The following is a 12,775-nucleotide window of genomic DNA, read 5'->3' on the forward strand; positions in this document are numbered from 1 at the left end:
ACAGCTAGAGTCTATGAAGATTGAGGGATTATCTAAAACATGAGCCTAAGACAAAAGGCACTAAAAGGAGTCATTTGGTCGGCAATTCAGAATGGAGGTAGACAATTACTCAGCTTAGCCGTTTTTTTCATTCTTGCTCGTCTACTCGCTCCTGAAGCGTTTGGTTTAGTCGCTTTAGCGAGCGTCTTTATTGCTTTACTAGAAGTTTTTCTCGATCAAGGATTTTCTGCAGCCATTATTCAACGTCAGGACTTGCAGTCAGAACATCTCGATACTGCCTTCTGGACTAATCTGTTTATTGGCACCCTTATAACCTCGTCTAGCATCGCTACTGCTAGCTTAGCGGCTAGCTTTTTTAAACAACCAGAGTTAACATCGATTATCCGTTGGCTATCTGTGAGCTTTTTGCTTCGCTCTCTTTGTGCGGTGCAAGATGCTATTTTTCAGCGCAATCTTGCTTTTAAAACCTTAGCCATACGCTCGCTCGTTGCCGAAAGCATTGGCAGTTTGGTTGGCGTGACAATGGCTTTTATGGAGTTTGGCGTTTGGAGTTTGGTCACTCGGCAATTAGTTAGCGATGTTGTTCAAGTTTTGGTTCTTTGGTGGGCAAGCGATTGGCGACCTAAATTTAAATTTTCCCAAAAGCATTTTCAAAATCTTTTTTCTTTTGGCATCAATATCGTTGGGATTAATTTACTGCTATTTTTTAATAAAAGAACTGACGATTTTTTAATTGGTTATTTTCTCGGTCCCATTCCTTTGGGATACTATGCGATCGCTTATCAGGTCTTTACTATCATTACGCAATTGTTGTCTTATGTAACTGGTTCGCCTGTAGCGAGGTCTCTATTTTCTAGATTACAGCAAGAGCCAGAACGTTTGCGACAAGCTTTTTATACAGTAACTCGCGTTGCTAGTCTAATTGCTATTCCGACTTGTATAGGCGTAACGCTGCTTGCTCCTGAGCTAGTCAAAGTTTTGTTTGGAACTCAGTGGACGAAGAGTATTCCCGTCATACAAATTCTTTCCTTTGTTAGCGTAGTCAATTCCATCGGCAGCTTTAGCAACATTGTGATTCAAGCTTGTGGCAAACCTTCCTGGAATTTGTTATTAGGACTAATCAATACTCCTGCGAATCTAATTGCTTTTTCCGTAGCTGTACGCTGGGGTATTGTAGCAGTCGCTTTAGCTTTTGCCATTCGTGCCTATCTATTTTTCCCTATTCCTTTATTCTGCGTGCGCCAGCTAATTGACATTAAACCACTCGTCTATTTTCGTCAGTTTCTTGTTCCATCAGTAGCTTCATTAATAATGGCTGCTACTATATTTGTAGCTCAATATGCTTTGAGAAATTTGTTAAACAATTCTTTGCTGTTAGGTATTTGTATAGTTTTAGGGATGTCGATTTATTTAATAACAACTTGGCTAATCTCACCCAATCTTATTAGAGAAGTTTTTAAAATTGCCAACATTCATAAATTTTTTCCAAAAAGAGTAACCCCGAATAAAAATTCGGTAATTTTCAGAAAATAATATCGCTAAAGTAGTTATGACAGTCAATTTAACTATCGGTATTATTACTTGTGGTAGACCCGATCGCATTAGTAAATGCCTCAATAGTATTAGCAAATATACTGATTTGGCTCATTCAATTTTGGTTGTAGACAGTAAAATCACTAGCGAAAACTTAGAAATTTATCAAGGCTTTCCAAACATCACAAGTATTACTTTTGAGTCTCCTATTAGTCCTGCTGCTGCTAGAGCGATCGTTGCTCAAAATGTATCTACTCCATATATTTTATTTTTGGATGATGATATTCAAATCATGCAGGGCACTGTATCAAAAATGGTTGAATACTTAGACAAAAATTTAGAGGTCGATATTGTAGGAGGAGCCTGGCTAGAAAGAGGGAAATATCGAGAAATAGGGCAATTCTTTAATTTGGGAACGGTAGGCGATCGCCCGATTATTTACAAAAGCTTTTTAAGTCTGAATGAAGCTATAAAATTAAACCTAAGTAGCGTGCGAGTGGATGGCGTACAAGCTACATTTTTAGCTAGAAAAAAAATTTTCGATCGCGTTCAATTCGATCCTAGATATGGCTTTTATTTTGAATTGTTTGACTTTTTTTTACAATGCAAGCAGCAAAATATTTATTTAAAAGCTTTACCCGATGTTATTTTTGAACATAATCCCACTACTTACCGCATTCCTACTTTAAGACAAACCAGCGATAGCGAAAGCGATCGACAAAAATTCATTGATAAATGGGGAATTTATCCAATTGGTTCGTTAGGAGGAAGATTAGTAAAACTTTCTGAACCCCAAAAATTTCGCTTATTTCACTTTTTCAAATAAAGAAAAGATGGAGACAAATACTAAAAGTCCTATTTTTATCGTTGGCTGTCCTCGTTCGGGAACGACGTTGCTTCAGCAGATGTTAGATGCTCATCCCGATATTGCGATCGCGCCTGAAACACATTTTATTCGTAACTTTTATCTCAAGCGAGAAACCTATGGAGATTTAACTCAAGATGTTAATTACTGTCGATTAATTGAAGATATTGTAGCGCTGCCTGTATTTCTAGAAATGGGACTCAACGCCGAGTATTTTCGCGAAGCGGCATGGAAAATTGAAAGAAGTTATGCAGCCATTTTCAATCTGATATTACAGCAATTTGCTTATACCAAAAACGCTCGAATAGTTGGTGAAAAAACGCCAAATCATTTACTATACATGTCAATATTAGAGCAATTTTTCCCTACTGCCCGATTTATTCACATAATCCGAGATCCACGTGCAGTCATCAACTCTTGGCGAAAAGTTCCTTGGTCTAATGGCAGCTTGCACGAAGATGCGGAAGTTTGGCGACGCTATATGGCAACAGCTCGACTTTCGCCGCCTTCTCAAGCTCCGATACTAACTCTACACTACGAGCAATTGGTATTAAATCCTGAAATGAGCCTGCGTTCTGTTTGTGATTTTTTAGGTTTGCCCTTCGAGCGAGTAATGTTGTCGTATCATCTACTTCTATCCCAAACTATCAATACAGTACGAGAACCCTGGAAAAATCAAGCAACTCAGTCAATCAGTCAAAAATCTCTAGATCTTTGGAAAAAAGAGCTATCGCCGTCTATGGTAGCCGAAATTGAAGCGGTTGTTTGGTCAGAAATGAAACTTTTCGGATATCAAACACAAACCCCGCTACTACAAATTCTAATCAAGTCCATACCAAACCAGACAAAACGTAACTTCAGGCAGATTAAAAATCGCTTGTTTCAAAGCATTCAAACTCGCTTAAAAACGATCGCAACAGATTAAACGGATGAAGATTGGCTATTTGCAGATTGGCTCTTCTGAGCACGGGGTTTGCCGCTACGGCAAGTTACTGGCACGAGAAGCTCAAAAGCGAAAAAATTTAAATGTTACTGAAGTCAACATTACCTTAAAAAGAGACTGGAAACACAATCGTGCCATCCTTACTGATGCTGCCAAGCAACTTTCAGCAGCAGATGTCGTTCATTTTCAATATAGTCTTGGTAACAATAAAAATCTTTGGGGTCAAAGTTGGTTAAAGTTATATTCTCTTTGGGTGTTTGTCAGCCTTTGTTCTAGTCCCTTAGTCGTGACACTCCACGATATTTATCCTCTCCCTTCTTTTAGTACAGAAGCATTTAACTTTATCAATCGTTGGTTTCAACCTACTGTTTCAACTACAACCCAAAAAAACACCGTTGCATCTTCTGTCGCTTCAACTCCCAAAAAAATAAAATTAAGCAATCCTATCTCCAAGTTATTTGCCACGTTACGACGCATTTCCGGAGCAAATTTAGAGGCTTTTACTCTCCGTTGGCTATTGAATCGAGTAGAATTCGTTTTTGTCTGCTCGGAAGTAGAAGCACAACGACTAAAAGTAATTGTTAATAATAATAAGACTCGAATCGTGCCTATTTATGTTGAAGAGAGGTCTATAACTATAGATCGACAAAAAGCACGCGAACTTCTGAAACTAGACAAAAATCAAAAAATCATAACATTGCTAGGATTTATTCATCCTCGTAAAGGGCATCAGTTGATAGTCGAAGCAATGTCAAAATTACCTGCTGATGTCATAGCAATTTTTGCTGGAAGCACCAGTCCCGATCCTTATGCGCAAGCATATCTAGAACAGCTTTTTACGTTAGCAAAAGCTAGCGGAGTCCAGTGTCGTTTGCGAGTAACAGGCTATTTATCTGAGGAAGAATTAGAGTTATATTTATTAGCTACTGACCTTGCCGTTTGTCCTTTTAAAAATCTTTCTGCCTCAGCCTCGCTGTCAACCTGGATTTCTGTGGCTCGTCCTATTCTAGCGTTTGATTTACCTCAAATAGCAGAATATAATAAGCTTGAACCAGGCGCAATTAAGACTTTTAGTCCTTACACTTCAGATGCTTTGGTCGATGCGATCGCAAACTTTCTAAATGCAAATCATGAAGAAATCGATCCGGCTGTAGATCGTCTTCGGACAAAGCTTTCCGTCGCAACGATTTTCGATCGACTTCTAACATACTACGGTAGTATGACAAACAAATACGAATCGCTCGGATCGAGTCCAAATTTGTAGAAAAAACGAGCAAAAAACTTAGCTTTGCTCGCGAATGTAAAACATAATTGGAAGAATTCTCATGAAAATTTTAATTCCCGATCTTTGCGTTCCTAATACATATATTCACGACTTAGCTTTTGCCCTAGAAGAATTGGGACATGAAGTTCTTTGGAATAGCGACAATCTTTTTTTTAGTCAATGGGTGCCCGATGTTATTGTCAGTCAATGGGCAGAAGGTTATTTTCGCACTTCTTCCTTTCTCAAGGAAATTACAAATTTACAGCCTCATCATCTAGAATTTCTAGAGAATAAGTTAAAGCAGATAAAAAAGAAAACGTTAATCCTTGCCTTCGTTCATAATGTTAAACCTAGACCTACTGGAATTCGTCAATTCGACAAGAACCTAGAGAAACTGTTCCAAATTAACTATGACAGCGCTCATGCTTTCGTACACCTTGGCAAGCAGAGCATATCCGAATTAAGCACCTACTATCCTGAGTATATATACAAAAATAAGCCTTTACTGACGATTTCTCATGGCTTGCACGAGCAGCTCAAGCTTAACTATCTTCCGCTCGATCGACCAATTGACAAAGCCGATAGTTTTCGCATTTTTGTGCCAGGAGCGATAAGATTTTGGTCGGAATTAACTTTTTTAATTCGGGCCTTTATTAAAGCTAAAATTCCCAAAAAACAGTCGATTATTGCGGGTAACGGGTATGTTCTTGAAAGAAGTCCCCTAAAGCCTTTGCGACGTACATTGATTAAAAGTATCCCCGGAGTCTTTTTATATGGTCGTCGTCTTGATGACAAAACACTCTGTCGCGAAACCATCGCTGCCGACTTGGTAATAGCGCCTCGACTTCAAGCAACGAATTCGGGAATTCCTTATCTGGCGGCAACATTTGGTAAGCGTTGTCTTGGTCCTAATGTTGGCAATATTCCAGAAGCATTAAAGGAGCTGAATGGGATTCTTTTTGAACCAGGAGATATATCTTCACTGGCAAGAGCAATGGAAAAAGCCTATCACGAACGCGATTACTTCTCACTACCAGAGCCACCTTGTCCATCATGGAGAGAAATTGCTCAACAGATAGAGAGTTTTATTTTCACGCTAAAAAATCGAAATTTAGTGTCAAATAAGAGTTTTAATTAAGCAGCGCTATTAACTGTTCCTAAAAGATTGATTTTCGCTTTCTGCAATGCAGTTGGTACAATTTATATTGACATTCGGTATTTCGCTGGCATCGCCTTCCTAGAAGTGAATCCGGTAGAATAGCCAGTCGATTTGACAGGTTGTCCCAAAAGTATAAAATGTCATATCGAGCGTCGCGATCGCGAAGCGAAACATCTTATAGCATTCGCAATTGGCAATTATCAGTTCGCAATTGGGAATAGAGATGGATTCTAGCTAGAAATTCAATGTTTTTAGATTTTAATGGCGAATGGCGAATTATCAATTGCGAATTATCAATTAGTCAGCAGCTCTGGGTGTAAGGCTTTTTCCTCGAGCATCTGTAGCGTTCTTTTTTAGAGATGGTCTTATAAAGTTATGGATTAGCCGATTCCCTGTAGCGATCGCGTCGAAAAAGAAGAGTCAGAATGGATATTAAGGATTGCCGATGAGTCCGAACAGCTTGGCAAATCCACCGAGAATAGCGACGATCAAACCAATTAATACTCCTCGACTCAGGAATTCTTGATTTTCCATTCGTTTGTCGAGTCCATCGATCTTGGTTTTCACCGTTGCCATATCGATGCTTAATTTATCTACCTTTTCATCAACCTTGTCTATCTTTTGCTCGAGCTTATCTAGCTTTTGCTCGAACTTTTCATCGGTTTTATCTATTTTTTGCTCAAGCTTATCTAGTTTTTGCTCAAATCTGTCTAAGTATTCTTTTAAGTCTTGTTCGATGGTTAGGCTCATGAGTGTTACACTTCAATTAGGTCAAGAATTTTTCCTGTCCCCTAGTTACCCCTGGGGGGTTGTTTTTATTATCTCGTATTCGGCGAATGCCCTAGTGCAACCAAGCCAAAATTGGAATTAAGCGTGAAACAAATAGCAGCAGCATTAGGTCGTTCAGTTGAACGAATTAGGTAGGTTTTTTAGGATTGCGATCGATCGCGCTAGCGGATTTGTTGTACCCTCCTAGATTCCATTACGTCGATATAGAAAGGTTCGGAACAAAGTGTGTTATCAGCCAATAATCTGTTAATTTTTAATAAAAGTTATTCAATCTTGACAGACATAATGTTATGCAAATATACTCTCTGCTAGGAACAAGAATTAAAATTAACGAGACTGATGGTAGCTGTAGCAAAGTGTGATGTTTAAAAAATTGGCTCAGGTCAATCAAAAGCTTAGCCCTGAGTTACGCAAGGTGATTGGAAATATAGGATGGCTATCGGTAGAAAAAATCTTCACGATTGTAATGTCTTTATTTGTGGGGATTTATACGATCCGATATCTTGGAACGGAAAGCTTCGGCAAACTCAGTTACGGTGTTAGCTTTGTGAGTTTATTTGAGGCAATTGCTAAGTTAGGGTTGGATGGAATCGTAATCCGCAATTTAGTCCAAAAAGAAGAGTCAATCCAAGAAATATTAGGTACGGCTTTTGTACTGAAGCTTATTGGTAGTTTAGTGACGATTGTCTTGGTTGGCTGTGCTGCCTTCACTTTCAACCATGATTCTCAACTTCGCTGGATAATTCTCATTATTGCTGTTGGATTATTATTTAGCTCTTTTGATGCGATTGATTATTGGTTTCAGTCAAAAGTCAAGTCAGGTGCGATCGCAATAACGAGAAGCTTTCAACTAATTTTAAGTTCATTAGCTCGGATATTATTTATCGTACTTGGACTTCCTTTGATAGCATTTGTTTGGTTAATTTTGGCAGATGTTATCTTAAAGGCAATTGGTATGATTTGGATTTATACAAAGAGCGATCGATCAATTTTACGCTGGAAATTCAATGGGTCAAAAGCCATAGAAATGCTTAAAGATTCATGGCCGCTCATCTTTTCTGGTCTAACGATTGCTCTTTATATGAAAATCGATCAAGTAATGCTAGGTAATATGACAAGCAATGAAGAGGTAGGGAATTATGCAGCAGCAGTGAGATTATCAGAAGTTTGGTATTTTATTCCAATGGTAATTTGCTCTTCTGTATTTCCAGCAATTCTTCGTGCAAAAATCAGAAGTAAGCACGAATATTATTCTAAATTACAACAACTATACGATTTAATGGCATGGATTTCATTATTAGTGGCAATACCGATGACATTTGGCTCAGAAATTTTGATGACTGCCTTGTTAGGCGAGCCTTACAAAAGAGCAGGAGAGATTTTAGCCTTGCACATCTGGGCAGGACTATTTGTATTTTTAGGTGTCGCTGTTAGCCAATGGTGGATGGCAGAAAACTTGACGAAGTTTAGCGCTATATCAACATCATTGGGAGCTGGAACTAATATCGTATTAAATTTTTTATTAATCCCATCTTATGGTGGTGTGGGAGCAGCAATAGCAACTATCATATCTTATGCCATTGCTTCTCATGTCTTATGTCTTATTTGTCCTTTTACCTTTAAAACTGGCTGGATGCTAACTAAGGCTTTATTTGTGCCGCTACGAATCTCTAAAAATTTAACCTACCTCAGTCAGTTAAAAAAATATATAGTTTAAAAAAATGTCATTATGTTGAAAAGTAAAATTAAACAAAAAATTTGGATTCTATTAAGATGGGTGTTCGCAAGAAAAAAATTCTATCGTTTAAATAAAATTCTATATCAACTAAGCTTAAATGGTTTAGGTATTTTAAATTATGAAAACAAGCGAGTTAGTGGAGAGTATAATTTCCTAGCAACAGTTGTAAAAAATCTTGACAAGAATGCAGTTGTCCTAGATATAGGAGCCAATATAGGAGAGTATTCAAATTTAATCAAAAAAATGAGACCAGATACACAACTTTTCGCTTTTGAACCTCATCCTAAGACTTTTAAAATTCTAGAAAAGCATGCAAAATTACATAATTATTGTGCTTTCAATTTAGCCTGCGGCAAAGAAAAGGCAAAATTAAAATTATATGATTACGAGGAATTAAATGGATCGCAACATGCTTCTCTTTTTAGTGAAGTTATAGAAGAAATTCATGGCAGCAAATTTATTGAATATGAAATAGAAGTTATAAATTTGGATAGCTTTATCAAAGAGCAAAATATTAAAAAAATTAATTTTATTAAAATTGATGTTGAAGGTAATGAGTATAGCGTTCTAGAAGGACTTTATGAGGCAATAAAAAATAATCTTGTTGAAATAATTCAATTTGAGTTTAATGAAATGAATGTTGTTAGTAGAAGTTTTTTTAAAGATTTTTATGGAATATTATCCGAATATACATTGTTTAGAATGCTTCCTGACGGAATTGTTCCATTAGAAAAGTATAATCCACTCTTTTGTGAAATTTATGCTTTTCAAAATATAGTAGCAATACATAAAAAATTAAATTGCGTATCTAAAAAGATGGATATCGTAGTTTAATTACTTTTGCTCAAAATTTAGCAATGAGAACACCTGTCGCCTTCCTGATATTTAATAGACCAGATACGACTAAGAGAGTATTTGAAGCTATTCGTCAGGCAAAACCATCAAAGCTTTTAGTTGTCGCAGATGGTCCTCGTAAAAATCGACCTGATGATAAGAAAAAATGTGCTGATGCTAGAGCTGTTATCGAGCGCGTTGACTGGGATTGCCAAGTTCTGACTAATTATTCTGACACTAATTTAGGATGCAAGCAAAGAGTATCGAGTGGATTGGATTGGGTATTTAGTCAAGTTGAAGAAGCAATTATCATCGAAGATGATTGCATTCCTCATCTTAGCTTTTTTCGGTTTTGTGAAGAGTTACTCGAATATTATCGAGACGAAGAAAAAGTTTGGCATATTGCTGGAACTAATCTAACACCAATTAGCGATTTGAAATCAAGTTTTTTATTCTCTCGATTAGTCCCAATTTGGGGATGGGCAACCTGGAAAAGGGCATGGCAACATTATGATATTGAAATGAAGTTATGGTCAAAATATAAGCATAGTGAAGATCTTAAATATTTTGGTAGCCAACAGCAAAATGTTTATCAAGTTTTTGAAAATAATTATCATAGTCTTATAGATACTTGGGATGGTCAATGGGCTTTTAGTTGTGTAGCCCATCAAAGTCTTTCTATTATTCCCAAAACCAATCTAGTAACGAATATTGGTTTTAGATCGGATGCTACTCACACAAAAGGCAAGAGTAAGTTTGCTTCTATTCCAGTTCGAGGTCTAGACTTTCCCCTAGTAAAACCTTTGAATATGATTCCCAATCAAGAATTTGATGAAAAATTCTTAAGCTTTCTGAATGGCTCTGAATTTAGTTTGGTTAGTAAAATTAAACAACTTATTCGGAAAACCGTATTATGAACCAAAAACTCGACTACAGTCGCTACTATCTAAAATGGCATTCTGATACACCCCAGCATACTCAAAGTATGAAGTCCTTTTATCAAAGCATGTTTTCTAGATTTCTACCTGCTGATAGAAATCTTTCTATATTAGACATTGGCTGCGGCATGGGGTTTGCCTTACTAGCATTACAAGACATGGGATATTTAGATGTAAAAGGAATTGAAATTGATGACGCACAAGTTAAATCTTGTCTTGAGAAAGGAATAAAAGTTATTAAAGTCGCTAATTCTATTGAATATCTAGCTAAAAAAAACAATAGTTATGAATTGATTTTATGCTTGGATGTGATCGAGCATATTCCCCACGAAAAACAATTAGAATTTGTTAAAGCTATTCAAACTTCTTTGAAACCGGGAGGTAAACTAATTTGTACTGTTCCTAATGCCAATTCGGGATTAGCAAGCCGATGGCGTTACAATGACTGGACTCATCATATTAGCTTTACAGAACATAGTTTAGACTTTTTGCTATTTAATGCTGGTTTTGAGAAAATTGAAATTTATGAGACTGAATTTTTTAAAAATCCTGGCATTAAAGGTTTGATAAAAGTTAAACCCTTTCTTCATTGGTTACTATTTCTTTTAGTTCGTAGTCTCCGAAGATTGGAAATGATAGCCGAATTAGGCTGGGAACAAGGGAAAAACATTCCTCTGTCGCTTAACCTTTTAGCAACAGCAGAAAAACAAAAAACTTTATGAAAACAGTAGTTTATTCGTTCGATGTTTTTGATACAGTCCTAGTTCGTATCTGGGCTAAACCTACCGACCTGTTTTGGGAATTGGGTAACCAACTCCAGCAAAAAAAACTAATTACCATTTCAGTAGAAGCTTGGATGAACTTGAGAGTGGAAGCTGAAAGACAAGCCAGGAAAAAATCGGTGACAGAAGAAGTAACTATTGAAGAAATATATAAACCCCTCGCCGAATACCTAGATTGGTCATCAGATACTGTTGCCAGAGTTATCCAACAAGAAATAGATTTAGAACTTTTAAGTTTACGTCCTGTTCCAGAAATAAAAAAAAGAATTCAAGAACTTCATCAATGCCGGGAAAAAATAATTTATATTTCAGATATGTATCTCCCTAAAGAGGCAATCGAACTTTTTCTACAAAAAAATCAGCTTTGGGAAGATGGCGACCGATTGTATTTATCCTCAGAAATGAGATTGACTAAAGCCTCGCGGAAACTGTTTGAGCGATGTTTGGATCAAGAATATCTTAAACCATATCAGTTGACTCACATAGGAGACAATTTATATTCCGATGTTAAAGTTCCTAAAAAGCTTGGTATTCAAACTAAACATTTCACTCAAACTCACCTAAACCGTTATGAAAAGCTAGTATCCGAAGCAATAGATGTGCCTCTAAAATTCCGTTCGCTATTAGCTGGAACGAGTAGGTTAACCCGCCTGCAATGTCAGGAAAATAGCTTACACAAAAAAGTTATTTGGGATACAGCAGCAAGTGCGATCGCACCAATCTTGTTTGGTTTCGTTTATTGGTGTTTAGAACAGGCGCAGCATCTAGGGATAAAAAGACTCTATTTCGTTGCTAGAGATGGTCAAGTTTTACTAAAAATAGCTAAGATTATTTGTCATAATTGGAATTATGAGATTGATTGTCGATATTTGTACGGTTCTCGGCAAGCATGGCACTTTCCAGCTATTCAAGAAATTACAGAAAAAGAACTAGACTGGATATTCGATCCAACGTTATTTTTATCAGTAAAGTCAGTCTGTGAAAGGGTTAATCTTAACCCAGAAGAGATAAAAGATTGTCTTGTTAAAAATGGCTTTTTAGAAGAGGTTTGGAATATAAACTTAAACAAGCGCCAAAGAGAAGCTTTAAAAAGCTTATTTCAAAAGGTTGAAATATGCGATCGCATTGTAACCCGGGCAAAAGAGTATAGATTGAATGTGATTGGTTATTTTTGTGAAGAAGGATTAGGCGATAGAGTACCTTTTGGGATAGTTGATATCGGTTGGAATGGAAGGCTTCAGCGATCGCTTAGTAACCTACTTGCAACTGTGGATATGTACCCGGAAAATGGTGTGTGCGGATTTTATTTTGGCTTATCCCAGCGTTTAAAAGCTTATCCTATCGATCGATTATTAGCCTATTTTTCCGATCCAGACCGACCTTTAGAAAGAGATTATCTATGCTCTCACAGAGGTTTAATTGAAGTATTAGTATCTGCCGATCATGGCAGCACAGTAAAATTTGAGAAAAGTAGTGATAGTTACAGGCCAATTTTAAGGTCGAAACAAAATGAATTAGCAATTAAATGGGGAATAGAAACATACCAAAGAGTTTTAGAAGAGTGGGTTGACAATTTTACTCTTAAAGTAGACAAATCTTTATGCAAAGCTAATTATTTTCTAAGAATATCAGAATTGCTCATGACTGCTTTTTTCGAGCATCCAACTCCTGAAGAAGCACAAACATTTGGTAGTTTTTTATTGTCCGAAGATCAAGCCGAAACTATTTATTATAGAATTGCTCCTTGTTATCATATCCATGAAGCTATTAAATTATTGATTTTAAGAAAAAACAAAAGTAATTTTGCCTGGCTGCCAGCATCAGCACTTCTCAGTGGTTCTATAGCAAGTTTTTTTTTAAAACTATACTTAATTCAATCGAAATTTAAAAGATATATAAAAGCTATAAAATTTCAATCAAAATAATCTAT

At 36.7% G+C, this 12,775-nt stretch carries 11 protein-coding genes; 10 read left to right on the forward strand and 1 reads right to left on the reverse strand.

The window, feature by feature from the left end; all coding sequences use genetic code 11:
- Window positions 1-39: 39 nt before the first annotated feature.
- From PLE7327_RS21005 to PLE7327_RS21025, 5 genes are all read left to right on the forward strand, one after another.
- Window positions 40-1,533 carry a lipopolysaccharide biosynthesis protein gene (locus PLE7327_RS21005; protein WP_015145776.1) on the forward strand — a complete coding sequence of 498 codons (1,494 nt, stop codon included), beginning with the start codon at window positions 40-42 and terminating at the stop codon, window positions 1,531-1,533.
- A 16-nt stretch (window positions 1,534-1,549) separates the two neighbouring features.
- Window positions 1,550-2,359 (forward strand): glycosyltransferase family 2 protein, encoded by an 810-nt coding sequence (locus PLE7327_RS21010; protein ID WP_015145777.1) that lies wholly within the window; start codon window positions 1,550-1,552, stop codon window positions 2,357-2,359.
- Between the two features lie 7 nt (window positions 2,360-2,366).
- Window positions 2,367-3,323 carry a sulfotransferase gene (locus PLE7327_RS21015; RefSeq protein ID WP_015145778.1) on the forward strand — a complete coding sequence of 319 codons (957 nt, stop codon included), beginning with the start codon at window positions 2,367-2,369 and terminating at the stop codon, window positions 3,321-3,323.
- Window positions 3,324-3,327: 4 nt separating this feature from the next.
- Window positions 3,328-4,605, forward strand: coding sequence for a glycosyltransferase (locus PLE7327_RS21020; RefSeq protein ID WP_015145779.1), 1,278 nt, complete (start codon window positions 3,328-3,330; stop codon window positions 4,603-4,605).
- Window positions 4,606-4,666: 61 nt separating this feature from the next.
- Window positions 4,667-5,743, forward strand: coding sequence for a glycosyltransferase (locus PLE7327_RS21025; protein WP_015145780.1), 1,077 nt, complete (start codon window positions 4,667-4,669; stop codon window positions 5,741-5,743).
- Between the two features lie 453 nt (window positions 5,744-6,196).
- Here the strand turns inward: PLE7327_RS21025 and PLE7327_RS21030 are convergent, their stop codons facing one another.
- Window positions 6,197-6,514, reverse strand: coding sequence for a DUF16 domain-containing protein (locus PLE7327_RS21030; RefSeq protein ID WP_015145781.1), 318 nt, complete (start codon window positions 6,512-6,514; stop codon window positions 6,197-6,199).
- Window positions 6,515-6,914: 400 nt separating this feature from the next.
- On the opposite strand from PLE7327_RS21030, the gene PLE7327_RS21035 reads away from it, so the two are divergent.
- From PLE7327_RS21035 to PLE7327_RS21055, 5 genes are read left to right on the forward strand one after another with little or no spacing between them, the layout of a single operon-like run.
- Complete coding sequence (locus tag PLE7327_RS21035; protein WP_015145782.1) at window positions 6,915-8,270, forward strand: flippase; 1,356 nt, start codon at window positions 6,915-6,917, stop codon at window positions 8,268-8,270.
- A gap of 12 nt (window positions 8,271-8,282) precedes the next feature.
- On the forward strand, window positions 8,283-9,125 hold the full coding sequence (locus PLE7327_RS21040) for an FkbM family methyltransferase (protein ID WP_015145783.1): 843 nt from the start codon (window positions 8,283-8,285) through the stop codon (window positions 9,123-9,125).
- Between the two features lie 23 nt (window positions 9,126-9,148).
- Window positions 9,149-10,042, forward strand: a complete 894-nt coding sequence (locus tag PLE7327_RS21045) for a hypothetical protein (RefSeq protein ID WP_015145784.1) — start codon at window positions 9,149-9,151, stop codon at window positions 10,040-10,042.
- Window positions 10,039-10,785, forward strand: a complete 747-nt coding sequence (locus PLE7327_RS21050; protein ID WP_015145785.1) for a bifunctional 2-polyprenyl-6-hydroxyphenol methylase/3-demethylubiquinol 3-O-methyltransferase UbiG — start codon at window positions 10,039-10,041, stop codon at window positions 10,783-10,785. The genes PLE7327_RS21045 and PLE7327_RS21050 overlap by 4 nt, the downstream gene beginning before the upstream one ends.
- Window positions 10,782-12,770 (forward strand): hypothetical protein, encoded by a 1,989-nt coding sequence (locus tag PLE7327_RS21055; RefSeq protein ID WP_015145786.1) that lies wholly within the window; start codon window positions 10,782-10,784, stop codon window positions 12,768-12,770. Before PLE7327_RS21050 ends, PLE7327_RS21055 begins: the two co-directional genes overlap by 4 nt.
- Window positions 12,771-12,775: the final 5 nt, after the last annotated feature.

Source organism: Pleurocapsa sp. PCC 7327, assembly GCF_000317025.1.
Taxonomy (GTDB): domain Bacteria; phylum Cyanobacteriota; class Cyanobacteriia; order Cyanobacteriales; family Microcystaceae; genus Hydrococcus.